Source organism: Kordia zhangzhouensis (assembly GCF_001005305.1).
Classification (GTDB): domain Bacteria; phylum Bacteroidota; class Bacteroidia; order Flavobacteriales; family Flavobacteriaceae; genus Kordia; species Kordia zhangzhouensis.
Window position 1 is genome coordinate 667929 of the sequence record NZ_LBMH01000003.1, and the last position, 26073, is coordinate 694001.

Below are 26073 nucleotides of genomic sequence, written 5' to 3' on the forward strand. Positions count from 1 at the left end.
ACTGAATAAGTTACATAAAAACAAATACATAAAACTATGCCACCAGCAGCACGATTAACAGATTTTCATGAATGTCCAATGCAAACACCTGCAGTTCCTGCTCCCATACCACATGTAGGCGGACCGATTACGGGACCTGGCGAACCCACTGTTTTAATAGGTGGTTTGCCAGCAGCACGAGTAGGTGATATGCTAGTTTGTGTAGGTCCGCCAGACTCTATTGTAAAAGGTTCAGCAACAGTGATGATTGGCGGAATGCCTGCAGCACGTATGGGAGATACCACTGCTCATGGTGGTTCGATAGTTTTAGGAGATTTTACAGTAATGATTGGTGGATAGAGAAGCAAACATACAAAAAGAGTTTTTAGGCTCAGGTTGGTCTTTTCCTGTAACATTTTCTGCAGAAAATAATCAATTGCAATTGACCAAATATGAGACAAACATCAATGAGATGATTGACTTGATTATGCAAACCACTTTTGGAGAACGACCATTTGAACCACAATTTGGCTCTGGTTTACAAACATTTTTTTTTAAAGAAATGCGTCCCACTTTACAGGGAGAAATACGAGAAGCTGTAAAAACAGCCTTGTTAAACAATGAGCCAAGAATCAAAGTAATATCTGTGATTGTTGAATTCCCAGATCTACAAACTGGCTTGGTAGAAGTGACAATTAACTATATGTACAATCAAACCAATACAAGACATAATTATGTATATCCTTTTTACATAAAAGAAGGAACCAATTTATCGAGATAAAGAATGAATCAATTTGATCAACATAGCGCAATACTCGCACTTGAAAAAGCTTTAGTGCCAACTGCCGATTTGGTTGACAGCAGAACGGAAACAGATCATTTGCGTTTGCTTGTTGATTTTGCTTCTTTATTCAATTTTTATGACCGAACAAATTCAATTAATGGGAATTGGTCACCTTTTTTATTAAAAGATCCTGTTTTTTTAGTCGCTTCAATTGCAAAAACTTCTTTTCAAAAAGCGTATTCTCTTTTCATAAATACATGCTTTCAGCTTCAAAAAGCATTGAATCAAACAGCACTTCCTGATTTCATTTCGAATGCATTTAACCAACTATTTGACAAGTTGTGTGTTATTTTTCAAATCATTGAGCGTTGGACATACTATATGCAACAATCTTCCATGGAGTACAACTTAAAAACATATGTTATAAACAATGTTAAAGACACGTATGGATTGATTTTATGGTCGTTGCTAGAATTGCGAAAACAACTTTACAATTATGCAAAAAAACCTAATACAGAAGTTAAGATTCCTGGGATTCTCAATGTGAATTCATACGCTTTTCAAAATTTCAATCCAAAAATTTGGAGTGTCAATAAAGGAACTTTGCCGTATTGGGAAGTTTTAGGTCTACCAACCACTCCTTGTCTTGATGAGGCCAATCAACAATGTTTTGATATTTATAACGTAACACAGCAAGATTTATACAATTCTTTATTTACTACTGGAAAGAAAGTATTTGCCTTTTACAGTAAATGTATTTCTTATGCAGCTACAGAATTGGAAACTATTCAAAAAGTACCTGGTCATTTTCCAGATACAATATTGCTTCGAACATTTACGAGTCTATTAAAAATTTATAAAAAACAGTTCAACGGTTTATCAGAAAAACATTTACATTTTTACTACCATGATATTTTAAAACAATCTCCAAATAGTGTCACTCCTGATACTGTTTTTGCTAGTTTCGATTTATCTAAAAAAGCCAATACTTTTAAACTTTTAAAAGGAACTATTTTCAATGCAGGATTGGATAGTAATAAAGAAGCTATTCTATTTAAAACAACGAAAAATGTGTCTTTAAATTCTGCTAAAATTGTCAATGCATATACCCTTTCTCAGAAAAATACACACCCTTTTCACAATGCATTATTTTTAAAAACCTTACCGCCTGTCAATGTGGTTTCAAAAGATAAATCGGGCACAATTCAGAGCTGGAAAACATTTGGTTCTCAGCTAAATGCTGAAGGAATACAACAAAAAATGGCGTTCAGTATTAGCTCTCCAATGTTGTACCTTACAGAAGCATCTTCTCGAATTATTACATTTAATTTCACATTTTCAAATGCTAACTTTACCAAGATTTTACAAGAAGATACTACATTTTATCTAAGTACGGCTAAGACATGGTTTTCTATTCCTAAAGAACAGATTGTCTTAGATTTTACAACTCCTGATTATAAATTACCTATGACCATTGATCGGTTATTGAAAATAACTATCACGCTCAAAGCGACTGATCCTATTATTGCTGCTTTTACTAAAAACCCAGATGGATATGCATGTGATTGGCCGCTGTTTAAAATGGAATTTTCAGAGTATGAAAATTTAGCCGATCCTCCACAGATTAAAAAACTCTCAATTGACGTTGTCGTTGATGGACTGCAAAATTTTGAATTGTATAATGATTTTGGTCAGTTGAATGCCAAAAAACCTTTCCAACTATTTGGTCCTGCGCCAAAAATGAATCAACATTTCAGAGTAGGGAGCGCAGAAATATTTAGCAAACCGGTAAACAGTATCAGTTTTCAAATCAATTGGAATCCATTTGCATCAAATTTTGACTTTTCTACCTATTATCAAGAATATAATAATTACTTAAACAATCTATATTCGGGTTCTCCAGAAGATATTGAAGCAATTAAAGAAAAGTTCAAGCAGATTATTAACTCGCAAGAAACATTTTTTACAGACATTTCAAATACTCAAAAAAAGCTATTTCAAACTATTGATCAAAAAGATCCTACAAAAGCTATCTCTCAAATTCAAGCAGCCCAATCAGAACTTGTAACTACTGCTACTGCTGAAGTAAAAAATTTACAAAAAATAGCAGGAAACAATGATAGTACGGTTAATGCAATAATTAACAATGAAAATTCAATGGTTACGGCTATCAAAAATGCCCAAAACGAATTGATGTCAAATATCAAAGTCAATCAAAAGGTGCCTATTGCAAGTGTTGCTTCTACAGAAACATCTATTCTAAATACTATAAGCACTACACAAAATTATGTGTTTGAAAAATTGTTGTCTGCAGAGAATACAACCTTGACTACATCATTACATGAAAAGAAATCTCTTTTTAAAAGAATTACGAGTTCTATAGGCAATATTTTCCACAAACATGAAAAAGTATCTGTTACTCACAAAGCAACATCCATGTTTTCAAATACAGCCTTTAAGATAAATTTTCAATGGTTAGAAAATGGTGTTTGGAATACATTTACGACCAACGTAAATGACCATAATGTTTCTTCAGAAACACTAAAAAATTTGTATTTCCCTTTTGAAACAACCACTGATTACATTCCACCAGTACGTACTTTTTCATTTACAGGTCTTACCACAGATTCTGCTGTAATTGATCCTTCTTTACAACTGTCGCCTCTAAAATTTAGCGAACAAAGCACCAAAGGTTTTTTACAGATGACATTGTCAGATCCTACATATGGGTTTGGTGTTGATTTATATCCAAAAGTTGTTGCTGCAATTGCTTTATTTAATGCAGAAATTATTGCTGAAAAAATAAAAGATACTAGTGATACGCAAACATTGATATCTCCTGCAAACATTCCTTTTGTCCCAATGGTTAAGTTATTTTCTGGCACATATACAGCATCAGTCACGTATGATTTTTCTAATAATAATGAAGCATATCCATTGCAATGCTTTTATAATACACCTTTCAAAAATTATAAAGTATATGATAATACATCTGTAGAAACGCCCATTATTACGGAAAATACCACCTTAGGAAATTCTCCAGACAGAACCTCCTTGGGAACTATTATTCCCTTGAAAGCACTCCCATTAGTTCCTAAGTTTTCGTCAAAAGGGCAATTATTTTTAGAATTGCAAGACTTGATTATTCCTGCAAGTGTAAGTTTCTATATTGAATTAACACGAACTTATACAGAAAACGTTCTGTCTTCTAAAGAAATAAGCTATAGTTACTTGAGTAATACTGGTTGGAAAACTTTGCCTTCTATTGCTGATGACACCAATAAGTTTACTTGTTCTGGAATTATAACAATTGATATTCCGGAGGATATCGCCACTCAGCACGATACATTTGCTGGAAATAATTATTGGATTGCTATTGGAACTACCCATAATTTAGATAGCTTTCCAGAAACCTCCTTTTTAAAAAGCAATGGATGCACATTGCAACGCATTGTAGCTTCGAACGATTTTTCTACGGAAGTTCCACAAATAAAAGCAAATACAATTACAGGTCCAAAAACTGCAATACCAGAAATAGCTAGTGTTGAACAACCATTTCCTTCTTTTGGCGGGAAAGCAGCCGAAACAAAAATACAAACCAACTCACGAGTAAGTAATCGTCTTAAAACTAAAGATCGTTTAGTCGCAAAACAAGATTATTTTAATACAATCCGTATTGAGTTTCCACAAGTGTATTATTCAAAAACTAGCTATGATAATCTTACCAATCAAACACAAATATTTGTAGCTAAACGTGTTTCTGATGTAAATGACACAAATGCTTTTATTCCTCTTTTGAGTGAATGTAATGAACTAGAGATTCAAAATTACATAGCGCAACGTACTTCTGCATTTTCAAAAATTGTAGTTGAGAATTTTAAATTGAACTATGTAAAAATTACTGCTGATATCCTATTAAATAGTGATGAAGATGTAACCTCTGTTTCTCAAGAAATTAATAACGGGGTTAATTTGTTTTTAGCTCCATGGATTACTAGCGCTCAAACACAAATCACTATTGACAACGGATTAGATACAGCAGAGTTGGCAGCTTTTATTAATGAATATGATAGCGTGCTCGAAATTACAACGCTTTCTTTTCAAATTGGCACTAAAAATTTTACGACTGGGCAAATCAATTATCAAGATCATATTCAAGAAATAGCTCCTACTAATGGAGTCTTATTGGTACCATCTCTCAACAATTTAACGGAAAACAGTCTAATCAAGTATCATTTATGAGCAATGAAAATTACATAGTAGATACACCACTTCCGTTGGAGCTCGATTTCAAATCTTTGAAATCGGAAGGGTTGGCATATATCCAAAAGCATAGTAGTACTGCTTGGACTAATCTGAATCCAAGTGATCCAGGAGTTACAATTTTGGAGCAACTTTGTTATGCTTTTACAGAGTTAGGATATTGTGCTAATTTCTCTATGAAAGATATTTTGACCAACGCAAATGGCAATCTTACTGTGGAGAATCAATTTTTTGTACCTCAACAAATTTTAACAACGACTCCAATTACACTAAAAGATTATACAAAATGTATTATTGATGGTATTCCTAGTGTAAAAAATGCAATTGTAATACCAATTCCATTGACACTTCCTTTTGTGAGTGGTGTGTATCAAGTGTATATACAACTCAGTACTTCTTATGACGATCCTTCAGTAATAAATGCTCCAGTTTCAGACACTTATTTTTTACTGAATAGTTATAGAAATGTAGGTGAATGGTTTTTACCTCCAAAAATATTAGTTCCCAAAAAATATACAATTACAGGAAATTTAGTTCTTGATACTGGATATGACTTAAATACTATTTTACCAAAAATTGTCCAAAAAATAAACAATTATGTATTTCCAGAAGTCACTCAAACAGGCTATGATACATTAAAGAAAAAAGGCGAAAGTATCAATGACATTTTTAACGGTCCTTCTTTAGAAAACGGCTGGATTTCTTCGAGCAGTTTGTTACCTAAAAAAGATACAATACAAGCATTTGAAATCACAAAAATTATACATGATGTTGAAGGTGTATCATCAATTAGCAAAGTAAAATTTAGTGAAAACAATACGACATCGACCACGGCTACATGTAATGAAGACGAAATCTTAACATTTGACTTTTCTTCATCATTAACTAAAAATACAAACGCCCCTCTTTTAGAAATCAGTGCACACGGAAAACACTTAAATACTTCGCTTAACACCTCGTTGATTGATGAACTTGCTAGTATGCAATCTTCAGATGCACAAGCCAATGAAGTTGCTTCTGTCCAAATGGCTCCACAACTTCCTAGTGGAAAATTTAGAGATATTACGAGTTATTATTCTATCCAACATACTTTTCCAGAAGTATATGCTGTTGGACTCAATGCAACCAATCAAAACACACCTACTTATCAAGTTGCACAATCACGACAATTAAAAGGATATTTGAGTTTATTTGATCAAATGTTAAGTAATCAATTTGCTCAATTGGCAAACATCGATAAGCTCTTTTCATTTAAAAATGCTTCAACAGGAAGTCCTGCTGATTTAGAAAACTACAACAATACAAAAACAGCTGAAGAAAAGATAAATCAAAAATACCCTGTTCCGTTTGAAGTTTTCTCTCCAACCTACTTTTATCAATCCTTATATGGAAGTGTTCCTAATATTGAGCCTTTATTACGCAACAATTCTATTTTCAAATTTGGTCCTGTGTATGAATCACAAACAACACTTGAACACAAAAATTGGACATCGTATCAAGACGATCCATATAACTCATATATGTATGGATTGCTAATTATTAATGAAGATGAAACTGTCAATCTTACTCGTAGAAATCAACTCTTAGATCATTTATTGGCACGTCACGGCGAATCGCCTTTGGTAATTGACACACTCATAAATGGCACAGTATATTCTGGTGATATGCTAAAAGATCGTGTTATTATTAAAAGTCTCTACTTGCAAAATTTTGACATTCTAAGTTACAATCGAACAAAAGCTTACAATGTTATTGGAGCTTCAAAGTTAAGTTCAAAACTGTTAGAAATTACAGATACATTAATAAATGATTTGGCAGCAATTACCACGGTAGAATTGTTCTCAAAAACAGAAAAAAATATTGAGAAAAACACGTCTATTTCACAAGAACAATTACGAACATTAGAAGCAACATACAAAGCCAAGAAAGAGCTGCAACAAATTCTTACAAAAAGTTATCAAAAAAACGGTGTTTTTGATAGTGCTCGTGTAGATGAAGAGGAAAAAATTACCACACAGAATACTTTAGACTATACAACTGTATCCTTAAAGTTAAATATACTACTTACGTTGCGTCCATTCTACGTGAACTTTATTCAGTCTGTTGTAGAAAAAACCGATGTTCCAAACGATAAAAAAGAAACATTGTATGACGAGTGCGCAATTTCTTTATGGCTCATTACACAACGAAAAGGAATGATTAGTATTGAAACTAATATTCTTTTGCAAAGTGGAAAATTTCAATTATTTATTAGAGAGAATACATTATCTAAAACCTATTATCGCCTAAATACAATTTTAATGTATAACGATTTTGTGAAGCTTTCCTCAGGTTTAAGTACAATGTCAACACAAGATATTACCACTTATCTAACTACTATTGACTCCTCATATGCACTAGAAAAAATAGAAAGTAGCTCCGTAAATGAAGCAATATTTACACCTATTGGAAATACAGGGTATGCATGGACAGCAAATGTAAGCTGGAACGAGGAAAATACGATATATATTACCGATTCACTTTTAAGCAATAGTTTGCTTTGGATATTTCCAGATTTTATACCTGAAATTAATGCCGCCGATTGGCAATATCGCCTCTCCTACTTTATAGAAACCGAATTAGACTTGCAGGTTACAGTAAAAACGTTGAACATAACAGCTGCAGATATGAAAACGCTTATTCCTGCATATGCAAACTGGTATAATGCTAATATTTACAATGCTGAAACAGAAACTATCAACTCGCAAGAACTCGCAAGTGCAACAAGTAATCTTATCTCAATATTAAGTCAAATTTCCATCAATGCATAGTCAAGGCACACATATCATTACTCGTTGTTGTTGGGATACAGCTTTTGATTCGAAAAAACATTCGTATCAATTACAAAACGATATTAGTGCGTGGAGTTCTTACAAGATGCAACGTATTATAAATCGTGTTTTTGACAGTATTTGCCCTGAAGGTCAAACATTAAAGATAGACAAGCTACAAATTGATTTAGGTAGTATTGTATATGAAAACCTGTGGAGTGAGCTACCAACCCGCTTGGAAGAAGCGTTACGAAGTACACTATTTGAGCTAATTATGTATCCTAAACGTGGGGAAGCTCGCTTGGAAATTGTGCATGAATATATAACACAAATCAACGTATTACGTACATTTTTACAACAAGGTATACTGCCATGGAATTATCAAGAAGCCTATGGAAGTATCTCTGAAATTGCACTTTCTCAGCTTACAAATAATCGTTTGGACGTCATCCAAATGATTCAAGAAATAGGAAAAGTTGAAAATGTACGCAAACGAATTGCATGGCAGTTTTCAGTAGTCATTATTAAAAAGATTATTGCAGGACTTGAGCCTAGTAGTCATGAGCAAATTATCCGTTTTTCTGATGAATTAATTAAAATTCAAGAAAAGGAAACCGTAGTACAGACAAGCACGAATGATTTAAGAAAAAATGTATGGTTTTGGATACTCAATTACTTATTTACAGACAGAGGCACCATTTTTAACAAAGTAGCTTTTGTAAAGAGTACCATTCAACAAATGGCACAACATTTCAATTTGACATATCAAGCAATGATTGAATTGATGGAAAGTGCCATCAAACAAGCGAGCGAGTATTATCAAGTAGATAAAAGCTTCATCGCAATTATTAAATTATTATCAAAAGAACTTTACGAACAGCCTTTTATCCGAATAAAAACCGAAAAGCAAAAAGAGCATTTTTGGATAAAAATAACTGACTATTTCAAAGATCCTAATTCGGCTCAATCATCCATTGAAAAAAATGAATTGAATGAGTTAGTCATTAATTTACCCAAATTGGATTCTGTTCGTTTTCAAAAAATACTCCTAGCGGTAAAAACTTCAACTCACCGATGGAAAACTATTTTACATGATTTGATTCCTGCCGCTGTTGAAAGCTTATTTGTAGTATTATCTCCTTCGCTTTCCAAGCAAATTTTAGAACAAATTTCGTTTTTAGCTTCACTTTCGTTAAAAAATACAGCTAAAATGGATACTCTTGATTTGTACACACATGGGCTTATTTTTTGCGTAAAACATCAACATTCATCACTTGAAAAAGATGCTTTTATTCAATATGTCATTGAAAAAATAGCTAAAAAGCAGCGGTTAGAAAAGAGAACTGTTTTAGATCAACTTTTGACCAACACAGCATTATCTGAAGATAAAAGACCTCTTTTTAGTTCGTTGTATCATACATTGCATACAAACTATCAACGGGAAATTAATGTTTCTTCATTTGTTGTGACAAACGAGGCAACATTAAAGAAGAGTGTAGAAACCTATTTTACTCAAATTCAGGAATCGTCAACAACTACAAAAGCTTATAAAAAATTAGAGCAAACCTTAGAAAAATGGATTCAAAAAGCTCCTATTCAATTTTGGGAAGCTGTTCAAAAAATAGAGAAAAACACGCAAACAACTATTCGTGTTTCTGCTCTAGTTTCAAACTATGGAATCGTTCCGTTTCTTAGAAAAGTAGCTCCTAAAATATTTCAATTTATTGTTTCATTACAATCAATTATAGAACAATTAATTACGCGACATGCCAAAAAAACGGCCATCTTTCGAAAAATAAAAAATCATCTTTTTGAACACAGTTTTCACATTCTTTGGAATCAGCCAAATATTGGTGTGAATGATTTGATGGTGCAATTGTTTATTAACATTCAACGAGAAGAATTAACGACACATTTTTCTAAAACAATGATTGAAGAAACTTTTGAAACTCTATTTCATTCCCAAAAATTGAAACTATTAGTGCCATCAACCCAAATAGTACAACTGTGCAAAACACAATTTGAGTTGCAAAGAAATCAGACAAATATTTCTCTTGTAAAAGAATTGATGGCACAACCTAATCAGCAATTATTGGTGGCTAATTTGATAAAAAAAATAGTAATTGATAAAAAAGATAAGGAATACGAATTTAAAGTGCATGAAGCAAAAATACGTTCGTACTTGTTGCCAAATTCAGAATCTATTTACAAGCATTTATTTAAAGAGTTTCAGCAAAAAAAATTCACAAAAAACAGGTTTACCACATCTATTAACAACAAAGATATATTTGATTATTGCTTTTGGAGCGTATTAATTCGTTTTGAAAAACATCGTGGAAACTCAGCATCATTTTGTACGCTTTTTGAAAAAACGATTCTGGAGTTTTTTCCAATACTTCTTAAAGAAAAGAATCAAAAAACATCAAAGCATTCAACGATTACAAAACGTACGATTGTTGTGCAAAATCATCGCATTTCAGAAACGATATTGTTTGAAGCATTGACACAACAAATTGAACATTGTAATGCTACGATTGAAATTGACAGTGTTTTTTATTCCTTTTCAGAACTGTTTCAAATAGCCACCGAAACATCTCCACAAAGAATCAGAACTATTTTAAAAGATGTTCTCTCTTCAGAAAAACAGTTGTTGTTCTTGCAAAAATCTATTGATTTTGAAATGTTTCTTTCTATTATTGCTTGTAATGCTTCTCCAAATCAATCTGCAGCAATTCATGCTATTCGTTTACTTTATGTATTGACAAAAGAGTTAGGAAACACACAAATAGTTACTTCATTACAACCTGTACTGTGGAAACAAACTGTTGCTATGTTACAAGCAACGTATACTGCTAAGAAAATTATTGAGATACTTGTACAAGTTATTTTTGATGCTTTTTCACAAATTCCAACATTAGATCAAATTACAATTGTAAAACATATTCAAAACAATCATTATAAAGTTCCAACATTACTCAAAAGTGTGCTCATTGAAAGAGATTCTATTTTTGAGCTCCTAACTGAAAAACAACCATTTATTGTAGCCGAAAAAATCTTTCAAGAACTGTTAGAAAACGGAAAAATAGAAGTCCTCAGTGACTATCTTTTTACACATTTTGAAATCCCTGTGTGGTTGTATTCTGCAAAAAATTATACGTATTCAAAATTGATAAATGAATTAATTACACAACAACCTTTAGTAGTGCTCAAAACCATACGAAGTCAGTTAAACTCTAACGTACAACTAAGCACTCTAGCACAAACAATACAATTTCATTCGTTCATTGATTCATTACTGCGTTTATATCCAACACAGAAAAAATCGCTTGTAGAGATATCCAAACTATATGAAGCTATTACAATGACTTCTATAAAAGGAATCTCTATTAAAAAAATACAGGAAATTATCATTACAAAAATACTGATTGCTTGGAAAACCAATCGTTGGGACACTCTCAAAAGCACTCATATTTGGAATGAATTACTTTGGGAAATTCATGGAAAAATGGGAGTCAATAAAAACGATTTTTTTACAGCAATTAATATAATCAAACCTGCTTTACCAGCTTCTTTACAGCTCACATACAATCGATTACTCCCATCTGAAGATATCGTAGCATCGTTTGAAACAACACCAGAACATTTAATTTCAAAAAAACTAAAAAAACAATCTATGAGTAACGAATCAAACACATTTCCAGAAGAAGGTATTTACATTCCAAACGCAGGATTGGTGCTGCTCAATAGTTATTTTGTTATTCTTTTTAATCGTTTAGGAATTATAAAAGATAATGAATTTGTTTCTGAACAAGCCCAACTTGAATCTGTTCATTACTTACAGTATATCGTAACAGGTTTAACACAAACGGAAGAGTCATTATTAACACTCAACAAAGTGTTGGCTGGATTAGCCCCAAATACACCTGTACAAGACAGTATTGATATGACTGATAGTGACAAACAGTTAATTGATGGAATGATTGAAGCTGTTATTCAATATTGGAGTGCTATTGGACAAACATCTGTAAACGGTTTTCGGGGAAATTGGTTGGTTAGAGAAGGGGTTTTAAAAGAAACCGAAGATCGTTGGGAATTACTTGTCGAAAAAAGACCTTACGATATATTAATGTTGAAATCTCCTTTTTCTTTTTCAATCATAAAACTTCCATGGATGCAAAAACCTTTACACGTTACGTGGCCATTTTAAAATACAAATCATCATGAAAAAAAATAACATTACTATACAAATAGACAGTAGTTAGCTATAACAAAATATCAATCCAAGCATAACCAAATAGGTTACACAATTTATTAACAAACTAAAAAATAACATTTATGAGTTCTTACAACGACAATCTACATTCGAGTGTTGTTTCATCATTGAACACACAAGAATTAGAATTACAAAATGTAGAAGCAAAACTGGAAGCTTCCATGTTTTCACTCTACTACGCACAAGGTGCGCGCATTACGACTGCCGAAGAATTAGAAGTGACAACGGCAAAATATGTTTTTCAAAAAAATATTCACGAACAAGCCATTGTAGATAGTGATGTATCCACCAACGTATTACAGTCTACAAAAAATGCAAAATCATTTACTTCAAAATCAGTTTCCAATACTTCAGTTGCCGCTGCAAATGTCCAAATTGCTGCGAATGCAATCTTAAAGTTGGCAAGCGACACAGGAAGTATTTTTAGCATTATCAATGCTGCAGATTTTGATACTGAGATTTATGCACAAAGTAACAAAGCATATGTTTTAATGAATGATACTGCATATGCTGCTGAACAAGCTTCTCAGCATAGTATGGAAGCATCTGCACTTATAGCAGAAGTAACTACCGACGACTTAAATAGCAAAGCAACCGTAACAGATACTTCTATTAAAGATCTTCTTAGCGTGGTTACAAATCAATTTGATAGTACAACAGCGTTACTTTCTACACAAAGTGCAGAATTAGCTTCTGCCAATAGCAAAGAAAAGAAAGCCGAAGGACAATTAGAAGATTTGAGTGTTGCCTATAATTCCGCAAACGATGCCTATACCATCAATAATAACGAGTTGAACTTAAATTTAATGGTTACAACTCCTATAAACATTGGTACGCACGAAAGTTATACTGTATCATTTGAACCATACAAAAGTCCTTTCAATTTAAAATCTCCTGACGAAAATACCCAATTACCAACGGGTTATCCTGTTCAAAATTATTATGTTTTATTAGTAGAAGATAGTAAGAGTGCTACCTTTAGTATTAACGATGCAGAAGGAATTGTGACAGAAGGATATACAGATCGTTTTGTGTCAATTGCTCCAAGTGATGATCCTATTATTGCTCAAAAAATTTATATTAAAGGAGTTTCCACAGATGATCATAAAGTGCTACAAGATTCTGAAGGAAAACTACTTGAGTTAGGAAAAGACTACGTAATTTTTGTTTTTGCAGTATTTACAAATGGTTATAAAAAATCAATCAATACTTTTGAAGATTTTCTAACAGCGCCTTCAAAAAGGTTCTCATTACAGAATCAACTAAGCATGGCTGATTCTAGTGGAATTCAACTTCCTAATGATAAAAACGTAATCAATTTTGGTGTGTTTGAAAATCCTGATTATAAAGTTCAATATCGTTGTGCTTTCTTGCCTAACAATAAAGAATTAGTTCTCGGATTACTTACTACGGAAGAATTGCAATATATTGATCAAGAAGTAAATGATCGCAAGCAAATTGAAAATCTGTACACAGAGAAAATTAGTGAAATCAAAGCAAAGCTAGCACTACTTGACGCTGAGACTAAAGCAAAGAAAACTGAACAAACTCCGGCAAAAGATCCTAAAGGAACTGCAGCAAAAAAAGCTTCTAAGCCAAACTCAAATACTATTACAGATGCACAACGAAAAGAATTGCTGAACGAGCAATTACAAATTCTTGAAAAAGAACAAGCGGCCTTAGCCTCTAATGAAGGACATTTACAACCTGGATTCTTCTTTAACTTAACAATTGCAGAACAAATTCCTGCTGGAAGTTATACTACAGCACAAGAAGGAACTGATTCGCTAATTGCTTATTTATTAAGAAATATTGAAGACATTCAAGAGAGCTTAAAAGATGAAAAAGTGCAAAAACTGAATACAACTTTAACAGGGTTGGCTTCTAAGAAATCTGCCAAAAATGATACAGAGCAGTTTTTACAAGATGCTATCACTTATATTGAAGATACAATCAAAGAAGTGGTTGGTAAAACATTGAATTCGTTACTCAAAGATTACGGGCAACTCATCAAGGACCTAATTCTACTTTCTAAAGGATATCAATTTTATAGCAAAACAGTAACATTAGCTCCTGAAACTACCGATAATTTTGGAAATCGTCTTATCAACAATAACGAATACATTCCGGCAATTATTTCTATTTCTAACAATCCTGACGAAACGGTAAATGTACAATTTATCAATGCCCTTTCCGATTTTCAACATACTGCACCATTTACTTACGTAGATCCGTATGCATCGAAAACGAAACTAACATCGTATCCAAAACCAACAATCAACTAATCCTTTAAAGATATACATTATGAGTAGACAAACAATACTAATTCCAGACCCGTCAGCAAGTGATAAATACGGAATTACCGAACGAAAAAAACAAGAAATCGATTTTTTAACCCAAGAGGTCTTAAATGCCCAAAATGAAGTTGAACAATATCAGGCAATTGTTGACTCATTAACTGAAAAATCGACTAAGTTGCAAACCGAACTTGCAACTGCAGAAGCAAATAAAACGCAAGCGTTAAATAATAAAAACGCTGTTGATAATGTAATTAACAATGCTAAAGATTTGTATGAAAGCTCTGGAGTTACCTATCAAGAAGCTGCTACAGCAGAAGACAAAATTAAAACTGTTGCTACAGAAATAAATACAGTAATCAATAAACTTATTTATTCTGCTGAAGTAATCAATAAATTATCCAATGCAGTCATTCGAAAAAAAGCAATCAATCCGCTTATTTCAGACGAATTGATTTCTATGGTAACCAAAGCAGATTCTGATGCAAATAATGCCGTTGCATTAACACTCGTTGCGCTAGAGTCAGTTTTTGCTTCACAAGCATCTACCATTGAATCAAAATCAGCATTATCATTAGAACTTTTACAAGCTACAAAGCTATATGAATTTATTATTGGAGAAGAAATAGACAACGTAGAAAATGAAATTTCCTCTTCTAAAAAATCATTGAAAAAGTACTTATATGATGCATACGACATTACTAGTAATATTTATGAAGAAATATTGGCAGCATCCAATGATACCACTAGCCAATTAAACGCTACAAAAAATTCATTGAGCAAAGCACAGGTCAATCTAAAATCGTTACAATCTGGTCTTGCAGCTGCAAATGCTGCAGCTCTCGCTTCCTAATTGTGATTACAACAACATGGTGCTTCATCTAAAACCCAACAATTATGAACGACGTATTTAAAAAGTTTTATCGCAGTTTTTATCATAGAACTAATGGATTTATCTGTACAAAACCACTCAATCAAAATGTATATCCTGGTGATTTTTTTCAGATAAAAAATGGAGAAATGATTGTTTTGGGAAACATTTTCAGAAAAAATATTATCAATGTAGATGATGTTGTTTTTGAAAATGGGGTACAGCTCAATGCAGCTAGTTGGAATTTTAATGAAGGTGTTAACAAAGCGTATTCAGGTAGAGATATAGGACAAAACCCGATTGAAGGAAACTTTGAATACAGCAAACAACTATTAGCTTTTGACGGATTTGGAAGTTTCTTCTTTAAAAGTAGTGCTCCCGAATCTGTTAAATTTGCTAATTGGAGTGATTTTCAACAAGAACTCATCATCAAAATGACACAAACTTTGTTTTCGTTCAGAGAACTTTATATTGTCACTGAAAGTGCTGTTACTGAAAGTTGGACACTAGCTATTGCGGGTTCTGAAAATGCAGAATTAGAAATTGCTACAGAAACAGAAAATTTTGGGTTGGTAGATATTTTTGGCGATTCAAATGCAAAAACCATTCAAGCAAGAGATATTGAATTTTATCATCGAGAAAATAAAAGGAAACCTTCTTTTTTTAAGGCAAAAAAACTAACGGTTCGTCAAGAAAAATTGGATGTTTTTATTAGTCAACTACTTAGTGAGCGATCACAACTCCCTTCATGGATAAATAATTTTTATGAATATGATTTCTATCATGATGAAAGTTCATTTCATCCACAGGTAATTAAAAATGCAGAAGTTTCTGTTTTAGACATGTTACAAGCCAATGAACTTAATCCTAATACAGCATTGCAATATTTTTCATGGGTAAATACCAGCTTAGATGATGTAGAAAAATTATTCACTTCGTATGGATACTAAAAAATACATAGACTCAATACACAAAGAAATTGACTGGCTTCACGAGGTCATTCATCATGTTATTAGTATGTATTTACAGCATGAAGGAGCTAAAACACATTGGACAGAACTCGCAATGCCTGATATTTCTGAAACCGATACGCCGTTTGCAAATTGTATTAAAGAATGGAATTTGACAAATATAGAGCGAGTTGCCTTGATTTTAGCAATTGCTCCACACATTCGACCAGAAATATTAGATATTTTTTTCGGACAGAATAAAATGTACAATAGAGGTTTTACTGAATTTGGCGGTGTAATCGATAAAGCTCACAGTGGTTTTTTACCAACAGGACAGACTCTTTTTTATTTGATTACAGCACTAAATCCTGAATGGCGAGTAGAAGTACTTCAACTATTTGAAAACGAACATGTTTTTCAAAAAGAACAAATAATACACATCGAATCAACCGAAAGTTATTTGCCTAAATATAATGGAGTATTAAGTATCAACCAACGCTGGTTACACTATTTTACAACTGGAAAAAAAACTGAACAAGAACACAGCATCACATTTCCTGCGCAAAAAATAACTACCAATTTAAGTTGGGACGATATGGTATTGAATCCTTCTGTAATGGATCAAATAGTAGAATTGAAAACGTGGTTAACTCACAAAGAAATTTTACTTAACGACTGGAATCTATCAAAACTCATCAAACCGGGCTATCGTGTTCTATTTTATGGCCCGCCAGGCACAGGAAAAACCATGACAGCATCTCTTTTAGGAAAAAAACTAAATTTAGATGTATATCGGGTAGACCTTTCAATGATTGTATCTAAGTATATTGGAGAAACTGAAAAGAATCTTTCTCGCATATTTGATGCAGCGGCTCATCAAAAATGGATTTTATTTTTTGATGAAGCTGATGCGTTATTTGGCAAACGAACCAAAGCCAATTCATCAAATGATCGACATGCCAACCAGCAAACAGCATACTTACTACAACGCATTGAAGATTTTCCGGGGTTTATCATTTTGGCTTCCAACTTAAAAGATAATATGGATAGCGCTTTTTCGAGAAGATTTCAATCGATCATTCACTTTGCTATGCCTTCTACAAAAGAACGATATCAACTTTGGCAAAATGCATTTTCAGGAACTCCAACATTATCAGAAGAAATTGATTTGTATCAAATAGCAGAAAATTATGAATTGGCAGGTGGCGCTATTATTAACGTACTACGCTATTGCGCTTTGGCTGCAATTCAACGAGAATCTACCATTGTAACCAAAGAAGAATTGATTATAGGCATTCGAAGAGAACTGAAAAAAGAAAACAAATTAATAGCACGAACATAATCTTTGTCAATGATGGATATCGAAGAACTTATATTATTAAAAGAAAATTCGCAATTGTTAGTTATGAAATCATGGCGTCACGACATTCCGCAAGAAGTTCGCAATATTATCATCGCAGAATCATTAAATGAGTGTACTATTCACAAGGATTTTAATGTGCTAGGATATCTCATTACAAAGAGACGTTTATTTTTAATCGGTTCAAGTGTAACAACTCCGTTTCAAGAAATTTTACACTATTTCTACAAGCAAGTAGCTCAAAAGATTTTTCATTACAAAAAAACCGCTGCTTTTATACATCACAATTCATGTGATATAGATTATGACACACCGCATGAACTGTTTGACAAATACCCTTTTTACAATGAATACATTAGAAAGTTAATCACTGGAAAAAAAATAGTAAGTCCTTTTTACAATCCATATGTAGAAAGATTGAAAAACTACATTCATCAGCACAAATATAGTTCTGCTTTAGATTATGCTGGCGGAAAAGGACCTGTTATCGTTGCTGTGGATGAAATCATTTTATAACACTTGAACTATTTTTTCATGCAATCCTACCATAAAAATAAAACTCTTCGTGAAACAAACCAGATCGCGGCTGCGCATAGAGAAATTGCTACAGAAGGGTATACAGGAAGAACCTTAAAAGACAACCGTTCTTCAACTGTTGCACAAACTAAAAAGAACACTACAGGATTACCAGATACTATAAAATCGGGAATTGAAAACCTTTCAGGGCATTCACTTGATGATGTGAAAGTTCATTACAATTCATCCAAACCGGCACAATTAAACGCACATGCTTATGCACAAGGCAAACATATTCATATTGCTTCCGGACAAGAAAAACACTTGCCACATGAAGCTTGGCATATTGTACAACAAAAACAAGGACGAGTACGTCCTACCAAAACTGTTTCTGGAGCAAAAATTAATGATGATTCAAGTTTAGAGAAAGAAGCAGACGTGATGGGCGAAAAAGCCCTAAAACAACAGAATGTTATTCAAAAAAAACAATCTCAAACACATGTAACGCAATTGCATACTTCCTACGAAAGCACAAACGTAATGCAGTTGAAAAAAAATAATGCTCAAAAATTTATCAAAGATCATAACCTAGGAATTGGTGCTACTTTTTTGGAAGTACAAACCTATGTGCAAAACAGTTCGAATGATAAAAAACTTCGTTTGGGCTTACTAAACTCATGGAACTATAAACAAACAGGAATGTATAAAATTACAAAACCTGATGATTTGCTCCCAAAAAGCACCGATTTTACCACCATTGACGATTTAGCCAACTACGATTCTGATGAAGATGATGAAACCGATTTAGATACTGTGATGAAAAGCAAATCACAAGAAACTATGGATTTGCAACGAACAGATTCAAAAAGAAATCAAAAAGACGTTTCTGTATTTAATCCATTTGATGCCATTCGCTTTGGAAGACAAGTAAATAAAAGAGATTCATACCATAGGCTACCAATGATTACAAATATTGGAGGACATTATATTGAGCTTGATAATCCTGGCACAAAAGATATTTATGCAACTCCTTTGGAAGGAATCAAGAAAAAAAAGAGAAGAACATATAAACGTCAAGGAACGAGTAGTGATTATAATTGGAGAAATTTAGCATTGCGTCTTGATGAAATGGGATACACTGATAGCAAAAGGCGAATGATAAATCTATTACGTTTTTATATTAAAAGAGGAGGAAAAATGAAAATGGACAGTGTATCGGCAGAAGCAATTGCTGCTATTGGAGCAGATTTAATGAAAGGGAGTAAAGGTGGACGTCATTACTTGTATAAAACAATCCGTGCTATCAAAAAAAGTAAAAAAAGTCTAAGTTTTTCAGATGTTTTTGCGGGTACATCTCCTATGTACAAACCAGCCATTACTGGAGGACGTGCTTTGGTAACCAAAATGAATGCAAAGATAGAAGAAGACGCCAACAGACTATTGAATGTAAATAATTGTCTTATCAATGCAATTGCACTTGCTGCACATAATGCGATGCCAAATTTAGGGCAATTAATGCGTATTAGAGAGCAAATAGGAAGTTATGGTAATATGTTGATTGCTTCTCCTAGAATTATTCAAATTATCCGTCAAGTGTTGAATATACAAAACCCAATAACTATTGTATATCAAGGAATGATTCCGCCAGAAAATTTTGCTGGTCACGGTCATCAGTTAACTATTTATCATGTAAATGGAAATCACTTTACACACCAAGCTCCAAATACAAATAAGTAAGAATCAATACAAATTTAAGTTTGCCTTTACAACAAAACTATCTCTGTATTTTATGGAAAAGCAGTCTACACATAAACCAAAAAACCAGCACAAACCAATTGCCGCTGCTCATTCTAAAAATGAGCATACACATACAAAAGGTTTTTCTCTTGAAGATAATCGGACAGCTCCTGCAATACAAACTAGAAAAAACAAAACAGGACTTCCTAATAACTTAAAATCTGGTATTGAAAATATTTCAGGACATTCATTAGATGATGTAAAAGTACACTATAATTCATCCAAACCAGCGCAACTAAATGCACATGCTTATGCCCAAGGAAAACATATTCATGTAGCACCAGGACAAGAAAAACATTTACCGCATGAAGCGTGGCACGTAGTACAGCAAAAACAAGGACGTGTGCGTCCTACCAAAACTGTTTCGGGAGCTTCAATTAATGATGATGTAAGTTTAGAAAAAGAAGCTGATGTAATGGGTAAAAAAGCAGTACAATTGAAACAAAAAACAACTCTTCCATTAAAAAATCATTCCAAAGAAAGTTCTATTGTGCAGCGTGCAAAATATATTGGCAATTATTTTGCAAAAAATGATGGAAATGTAAGAAACGACAAGCATCAAAAAATAGGAAACTATAAAAAGGACGATGTCATTAGTGTTAATTCAAGTAAAATGAAAGGCTTTACTACGGGTTTATTATTTGGAAGTAAAAATCACGTATATGGTACTGTAAATGATGTAAGTGGCTGGATAGTTGAAGATAATATTGGTGGTTGGAAAGAACATTTACCTCCTCTTAAAAATCGTAAAGTCCAAAAGAAAAAACTCTGGAATAATGTTCCTTCAAAATTTACTTCCAAGAATACGGTCAATTCTAAAGGAAATTCTATGTATACAGTTACTAGTCACGATTTGTATAGATATGCTCCTGTAAATAAAGACCCGAAGCGAAATGCACTAGATCAAGTTTACCACGATTCTATATGCCGTCATGTTGCCTTTACTTCAGATAATAATGCTTTAGAAAAGCTACATAATCCAGCATTTAAAACAGGGGAAGTAAGCTATGAAAATGGAAAACTAATGGCAAAAGATGAAGAAGGTAAAATACTCGTAGAAATTCCTATACAATTAGCTCCAAAAGTTGGTCTTACAGTATTGGACTTTGATTATGTTGGAGGAAGACTTTCTGGAAGACATGTTGGTCATGAAATAGTTTCTGTAGATTAGTTTTTAGCTCTCACAACAAATTTAAGATGTATAATAAAAAAGCACTCACGTATATAATACGTAAATGCTTTTTACCATATAAATAAACTAAAAGTAACTTCTATTTTAATGTAATTGGAAACTCTGCCACTGTTGTGTCCCAACCAATTTTTAAATGCACTACATTTTTACTTTTTTCATACAATACAATCGATAATTGTTCAATTTCTTGATCACTTTTTTGTGTAGGAACTGTAATACTTGCTACATCTTTGGAAGCATCGTATGAGAAATTTCCCCAACCATCGTTTTCAGAATTAATTTTTAAAGTCCACGAATCTTCATTTGGAATAATAATTACAGAGTAACGACCTGCTTTCACTTTAGTGTCACCAATCATTACATCAGTGATAAATAAAATCTCTGTCGATTCATTGGCTCCAACACGCCATGCTTTTCCGTATTTTAACAATCCACCAAAAACGTCTCTTCCCTTTTTGTATGGTCGAGCATAAATAACACGAATCTTTGGTTCTAAAGCGTTCTTTTGTGCTTCTGTTTTTGCAAACGCTCTTTTAGCTGCGTCGGTTGGATAATGAGCAATATCTACAGGACTTTTGTCTGCTTTCTGAAATTCTTGAGCATTCGCTACACTAATTGCTGCGAAAAACGCGAGCATCATCATTAATTTTTTCATGATTGTTTGTTTAGATTAATTATGTTTTGGGTTTCTATTTTTGACACTTCTTTTAATTTGTCTGCTTCATACAATGCAGGCAAGTCTTTCAAAGGTGTTCCTACTTCAGCTTTATAATTGATGTAGTCTTGAAAAGTAATCCCATCTATTACACGCACGTTGTATGCGCTACGAAAACGAACGCCACCACCATTTACATGATAATTATATGCCAAGAAATCTACTTTTTTTGTACTTTGATTAATCCAATAATGGTACTCATCTTCAAAATCTTCGCCACCACCATCTTGACTAAAAGTTACTTTTAATACTTCATATGGCTGTCCTTTGATTGTCGTTTTTTCTACATAACTAACATTTACAGCAGGATCATTTAATTTGTGAGGTAATGTAGCAAAATAGATAACTGAGTTGATTGCTCCTATTGCACTTGCTTTTTTCTTTTCAGAAAGTGTTACTTGTTCACCATTCACTTTACGAGAAAAAGTTCCGTTTTCTAATATATCTTCAGTTAATGTATCATTATTATGGCTTAATGATTCATACGTATAATGCGTTCCATTGTTTTTAAAACGATATGTCTTGTTTCTAAACGTAAATTGATAATGAGCCTGATTGTACAATTTGCCTCCGTGTGCTTTGATGGTTTCATCTAAAATTGCAGAAGCTTTAGTAACGGTTTTAAGCTGCTCTTGCGAATGGGTAGAAGCTGTTTTTGTAGTAACAGTTGATTTTTTTTCTGTTTTACATGCCACAAAACAAGAAAGCAATACTACTGCTAGAAAAAAGTGTGGTAATTTTATAAAGTTCACGATTCTGGATTGATTTTTAGTTGAATCGTTGAATTTGTCGAACAATATTGAATTCCTTTCTTATTTTAACAGATTTTAACGTTTAAAAGCTTTTTCTGCTATATTGTCAATGACAAATTGGTATGTTTTTTTATCAAAAACAAAATAGCTCCTTTCTAGCTAACACATTGTTCTCTCAAATGTTCCAGCTATCTTTTCCTCATCATTTATTTGCGTTTGGTATGAAATAGGATAAAATTTAATTCTCTAGCACAACTCATTCATAGTCTTACAATTTCTCAAATATTCCAAAAAGTTCCCTACTTGCCCGTGGAGGTATAGAATTATGTGCTTTTTCAAGTGTTTTAACTGTAAAGTATGGTTCAAAATAGTCCATATATTCTTCTTTACTACCTCCAAATGGTGGATTAATCAAATCGTCTGTCAACGGAAAGCAAAACCATAAGCCTACAAGTTTTCCTTTAGGCTGTAATAGTTTTGCCATATGTGTAGCATATGCTTTTCGTTTTTCGGGAAACGGAGGAAAGGAACAAAAAAAGGTTTGTTCGATGATGAGATTATATGTATTGTCATGCGTAAAGAAATCTTCGCAAATTAGCTGTTCTGTAGGAAAGTCAGGATTCCGTTCTTTAAATGCTTGAAGCGGAAGCTCAGAAATGTCTAAAATATAAACGTTTTTAAATCCTTGTTTCCACAAATATTCAGCTTCATATGCATTGCCAGCTCCTGGAATTAAAATCTTAGTATCTTTATCTTCTAATTGATCGATATATGTTTTAATTGGTGTAGAAGGTGCGCCAATGTCCCAACCTGTATTGGCTTCTTTATAGCGTTGTGACCAGTATTTTTTGGTTTCTTCTGTATTCATAGTCTGCAATTTTATCTGTAAAGTTCAGAAAAGTATTTTAATATGTATTGTGTTTAGAAACTATCTGTATAGTTATTACAAGAACATTTTGTAACAAACAGCTCCTAAGTAATTCAAAGAAATTAGGTGCGTTTCAACCCTAAAATACTAAAGAAAAAACTAAATAGTATAATTTGAAAGCCGAGCATGATTGTGAAAACGGCTGGCACAATAGTTCGTAGTGTTTCTACTGGTTTTAAATCACTAAAATTGGTAGCTTTCCATGTAAGAAAACCATCAATACTTAAGTAAATTCCAAAGAAGAAGAATAGAAAACCTATGATTAATCCTTTTTCAAGGTTTAAAAATTGAAAGAGTTTGTTATAACGTTTACTTTTGGGTAAGAGTCCATTTTCTACAGCAAACACTTTAGTAAGTCCGTAAAACATTAAGAATTGAAATCCTATAATTACCAATCCTGATGTGTATAGTAATGTATGAACATCAAACACAACTCCTCCAATAGTGAGAGGTTTGATAATTAATAGGGAAGACAACACGATTCCTAATATAATACAAAAAAACGCAGGGTATAAAAATAACCAACGTGGACTGTAAAGTAATAAAAAGCGTAAATGTCGCCAACCATCGCTCCATGTGTGTAAATGTGGTGGTCGTGTACGTCCATCTGGGTGTAAAATGGTGGGAACTTCTGTAATAGATAATCCATTCAGCTTAGATTTGACAATCATTTCGGAAGCAAACTCCATTCCAGTTGTATTAAGTTGCATCTTTTCATATGCAGCTTTAGAAAATCCACGTAACCCGCAGTGAAAATCGCCTATATTACTATTAAAAAACAGTCTGCCAATAAAAGACAATACTGGATTTCCTAGATATTTGTGTAAAAAAGGCATAGCTCCTTTTTTGATGCCTCCTTTAAAACGATTCCCCATGACTAGATCATAGCCTGCACGTAATTTTTCCACAAAAACCAGTAAAGCAGAAAAATCATAACTATCATCTGCATCACCCATAATTACATATTTACCTTGAGCCGCCTTGATTCCTCCTTTGAGCGCATTTCCATATCCTTTTTCGGAGACAGCAACCACACGAGCATTCAATCGTTGAGCAATCGCTTGCGAACCATCTGTGCTTCCATTGTCTGCAATAACGACTTCACCTTCAATATGATTTTTTTCTAAAAAAGACTGTGCTTTTTTGATACATATTTCAAGCGTTTCCGCCTCATTTAGACAAGGCATCACTATGGATAATTCAAGATTCATATACTTTTTTATGCAGCGAATTTAAAAAAATAAATATAGCTAGAAATAATACCCAGTCATTGTAAAAGGTAAAACGAATTACTGCATGCATTCCGATAGCTACTAATAGTACGTTTGCAATGGTTGCTAATGATATAATAAATAACACTTTACATATTTTATCATTTCGCTTTAATAACATACAAAAACTAACTATCGCAATGATAAAATATAGAAGTGTAGGTTTTGATCCTCCCAACCCATAGATAAAATTCCCTTGGTAGATACGTCTCCATTTAGAAAAATTATCCAATATCAAAGGTTTGGTAATTGTATTAATCATTTTATCCAACGCAATATAGGTTTCTTCTTCAGACATATGATTACCTACTATTTCTTTACCATTTTGAAATATCGGCCCCATTTGCATATTGGCATAATTCTCAATGTAATACAGGGTTGGCGATTGTTGTAACGGCACTATACTCATAGTATGGATATTCATATTTTGCTCCATTAATTCGTAATGTGTTTTTTGGAAAAATTCTTTTTCTTTAGGAGTATTAAGTACCTCAACATCTTCGGCATCTGAAACAAATAATATAGGAGTAATCAAACTCATCCCTGTCCATGGTGTACTTACAAAATGCCCATGTACTACCTTATGATATGTTTTATCGATTAAAGAAGTAATGAACGGAAGCACAAGAAATAATACTATAAGAAAGCCATGTTTTTTAAATGTTTTTTGCTGAAAACTAATCCAACTAATTAAAAGTAATCCTAACGGAATTAGAAATACAAATTGATAACGTGTAATGAGTAAAAGTCCTATTAATGGCAACGCAAAAAATACTTCTTTTCTTTTATTTGTACAGAAATAGCTGATGAATTTTGCTAAAATTATTAGATACAATCCATATGATATAGCTTCTGTAAGTATATTATTAGCAATTTTTAATCCTGATACCAAAGGCAACAGCAATATTACCATAAGGCATATGCTAAACCATTCGTTTAATAGCTGCAACGAACGCATTTTATGGGTAAAATAATATATACTAAAGCAGCAGAAAGAAGTTTGAATGAAACATAAGGCCACTTTATAATTAACACCAAAAATAGAGTCAATAGTTTCCAAAAAAAGTGGGTAGCCAGGTGTCCGAATAATGTGTTTATTAAGGTATCCTATAGAATCAGGAAATACTTCGATTGGATGGCGAAATACGATCACAAAAACAACAAGGAATAAAATTCCAATTGCAATATTACTTTTCTGTTGAAACCACTTCACTTTGATCGTTTTTGGTAAAAATATTTATATTTTTTTAGAATTAAGATGATTTCAATAGAGATTATAAAGCTTTGCGTAAGTCTGAGGAATAGTTATGCTTAG

17 protein-coding genes are annotated in these 26073 nt (G+C 32.9%); 12 read left to right on the forward strand and 5 right to left on the reverse strand.

Annotated features, from left to right (window positions below):
* Window positions 1-36: 36 nt before the first annotated feature.
* The 12 genes from AA088_RS06335 to AA088_RS17940 all read left to right on the forward strand — a co-directional run bounded on the left by AA088_RS06335 (window position 37) and on the right by AA088_RS17940 (window position 21071).
* Window positions 37-339: a PAAR domain-containing protein gene (locus tag AA088_RS06335; protein ID WP_046744084.1), complete on the forward strand. Its 303-nt coding sequence runs from the start codon at window positions 37-39 to the stop codon at window positions 337-339.
* Complete coding sequence (locus AA088_RS06340) at window positions 332-760, forward strand: GPW/gp25 family protein (protein WP_046744085.1); 429 nt, start codon at window positions 332-334, stop codon at window positions 758-760. The genes AA088_RS06335 and AA088_RS06340 overlap by 8 nt, the downstream gene beginning before the upstream one ends.
* 3 nt (window positions 761-763) lie before the next feature.
* The gene (locus tag AA088_RS06345; protein ID WP_046744086.1) at window positions 764-5005 is read left to right on the forward strand and encodes a hypothetical protein; all 4242 of its coding nucleotides are present in this window, start codon (window positions 764-766) and stop codon (window positions 5003-5005) included.
* Complete coding sequence (locus AA088_RS06350) at window positions 5002-7836, forward strand: hypothetical protein (protein ID WP_046744087.1); 2835 nt, start codon at window positions 5002-5004, stop codon at window positions 7834-7836. The genes AA088_RS06345 and AA088_RS06350 overlap by 4 nt, the downstream gene beginning before the upstream one ends.
* Window positions 7829-12043 carry a contractile injection system tape measure protein gene (locus tag AA088_RS06355; protein WP_046744088.1) on the forward strand — a complete coding sequence of 1405 codons (4215 nt, stop codon included), beginning with the start codon at window positions 7829-7831 and terminating at the stop codon, window positions 12041-12043. Before AA088_RS06350 ends, AA088_RS06355 begins: the two co-directional genes overlap by 8 nt.
* A gap of 128 nt (window positions 12044-12171) precedes the next feature.
* The gene (locus tag AA088_RS06360) at window positions 12172-14394 is read left to right on the forward strand and encodes a hypothetical protein (RefSeq protein WP_046744089.1); all 2223 of its coding nucleotides are present in this window, start codon (window positions 12172-12174) and stop codon (window positions 14392-14394) included.
* Window positions 14395-14413: 19 nt separating this feature from the next.
* Window positions 14414-15259: a hypothetical protein gene (locus AA088_RS06365; protein ID WP_046744090.1), complete on the forward strand. Its 846-nt coding sequence runs from the start codon at window positions 14414-14416 to the stop codon at window positions 15257-15259.
* 44 nt (window positions 15260-15303) lie between these two features.
* Window positions 15304-16227, forward strand: coding sequence for a hypothetical protein (locus AA088_RS06370; RefSeq protein ID WP_046744091.1), 924 nt, complete (start codon window positions 15304-15306; stop codon window positions 16225-16227).
* Window positions 16217-17569 carry an ATP-binding protein gene (locus AA088_RS06375; RefSeq protein WP_046744092.1) on the forward strand — a complete coding sequence of 451 codons (1353 nt, stop codon included), beginning with the start codon at window positions 16217-16219 and terminating at the stop codon, window positions 17567-17569. Before AA088_RS06370 ends, AA088_RS06375 begins: the two co-directional genes overlap by 11 nt.
* 9 nt (window positions 17570-17578) lie before the next feature.
* The gene (locus tag AA088_RS06380) at window positions 17579-18103 is read left to right on the forward strand and encodes a hypothetical protein (protein WP_156168448.1); all 525 of its coding nucleotides are present in this window, start codon (window positions 17579-17581) and stop codon (window positions 18101-18103) included.
* An 18-nt stretch (window positions 18104-18121) separates the two neighbouring features.
* Complete coding sequence (locus AA088_RS17860) at window positions 18122-19840, forward strand: eCIS core domain-containing protein (RefSeq protein ID WP_064972161.1); 1719 nt, start codon at window positions 18122-18124, stop codon at window positions 19838-19840.
* A gap of 52 nt (window positions 19841-19892) precedes the next feature.
* Window positions 19893-21071 (forward strand): eCIS core domain-containing protein, encoded by a 1179-nt coding sequence (locus AA088_RS17940; RefSeq protein ID WP_082106591.1) that lies wholly within the window; start codon window positions 19893-19895, stop codon window positions 21069-21071.
* 100 nt (window positions 21072-21171) lie between these two features.
* Here the strand turns inward: AA088_RS17940 and AA088_RS06395 are convergent, their stop codons facing one another.
* The 5 genes from AA088_RS06395 to AA088_RS06415 form a co-directional block, all read right to left on the reverse strand.
* Window positions 21172-21747, reverse strand: a complete 576-nt coding sequence (locus tag AA088_RS06395; RefSeq protein WP_046744094.1) for a DUF2911 domain-containing protein — start codon at window positions 21745-21747, stop codon at window positions 21172-21174.
* Window positions 21744-22559 carry a DUF6503 family protein gene (locus AA088_RS06400; RefSeq protein WP_241483389.1) on the reverse strand — a complete coding sequence of 272 codons (816 nt, stop codon included), beginning with the start codon at window positions 22557-22559 and terminating at the stop codon, window positions 21744-21746. The genes AA088_RS06395 and AA088_RS06400 overlap by 4 nt, the downstream gene beginning before the upstream one ends.
* Before the next feature lie 268 nt (window positions 22560-22827).
* Window positions 22828-23427, reverse strand: coding sequence for a methyltransferase domain-containing protein (locus AA088_RS06405; protein WP_046744095.1), 600 nt, complete (start codon window positions 23425-23427; stop codon window positions 22828-22830).
* A gap of 122 nt (window positions 23428-23549) precedes the next feature.
* Window positions 23550-24698: a glycosyltransferase family 2 protein gene (locus tag AA088_RS06410; protein ID WP_046744096.1), complete on the reverse strand. Its 1149-nt coding sequence runs from the start codon at window positions 24696-24698 to the stop codon at window positions 23550-23552.
* A complete protein-coding gene (locus AA088_RS06415) occupies window positions 24688-25971 on the reverse strand; it encodes a hypothetical protein (protein WP_156168452.1) in 1284 nt (427 codons plus the stop codon). Before AA088_RS06415 ends, AA088_RS06410 begins: the two co-directional genes overlap by 11 nt.
* Window positions 25972-26073: the final 102 nt, after the last annotated feature.

Coding starts and splice junctions, on each gene's coding strand:
- AA088_RS06335 (WP_046744084.1), top strand. CDS start 37: ATGCCACCAGCAGCACGATTAACAGATTTTCATGAATGTCCAATGCAA.
- AA088_RS06345 (WP_046744086.1), top strand. CDS start 764: ATGAATCAATTTGATCAACATAGCGCAATACTCGCACTTGAAAAAGCT.
- AA088_RS06350 (WP_046744087.1), top strand. CDS start 5,002: ATGAGCAATGAAAATTACATAGTAGATACACCACTTCCGTTGGAGCTC.
- AA088_RS06355 (WP_046744088.1), top strand. CDS start 7,829: ATGCATAGTCAAGGCACACATATCATTACTCGTTGTTGTTGGGATACA.
- AA088_RS06360 (WP_046744089.1), top strand. CDS start 12,172: ATGAGTTCTTACAACGACAATCTACATTCGAGTGTTGTTTCATCATTG.
- AA088_RS06365 (WP_046744090.1), top strand. CDS start 14,414: ATGAGTAGACAAACAATACTAATTCCAGACCCGTCAGCAAGTGATAAA.
- AA088_RS06370 (WP_046744091.1), top strand. CDS start 15,304: ATGAACGACGTATTTAAAAAGTTTTATCGCAGTTTTTATCATAGAACT.
- AA088_RS06375 (WP_046744092.1), top strand. CDS start 16,217: ATGGATACTAAAAAATACATAGACTCAATACACAAAGAAATTGACTGG.
- AA088_RS06380 (WP_156168448.1), top strand. CDS start 17,579: ATGATGGATATCGAAGAACTTATATTATTAAAAGAAAATTCGCAATTG.
- AA088_RS17860 (WP_064972161.1), top strand. CDS start 18,122: ATGCAATCCTACCATAAAAATAAAACTCTTCGTGAAACAAACCAGATC.
- AA088_RS17940 (WP_082106591.1), top strand. CDS start 19,893: ATGGAAAAGCAGTCTACACATAAACCAAAAAACCAGCACAAACCAATT.
- AA088_RS06395 (WP_046744094.1), bottom strand. CDS start 21,747: ATGAAAAAATTAATGATGATGCTCGCGTTTTTCGCAGCAATTAGTGTA.
- AA088_RS06405 (WP_046744095.1), bottom strand. CDS start 23,427: ATGAATACAGAAGAAACCAAAAAATACTGGTCACAACGCTATAAAGAA.
- AA088_RS06410 (WP_046744096.1), bottom strand. CDS start 24,698: ATGAATCTTGAATTATCCATAGTGATGCCTTGTCTAAATGAGGCGGAA.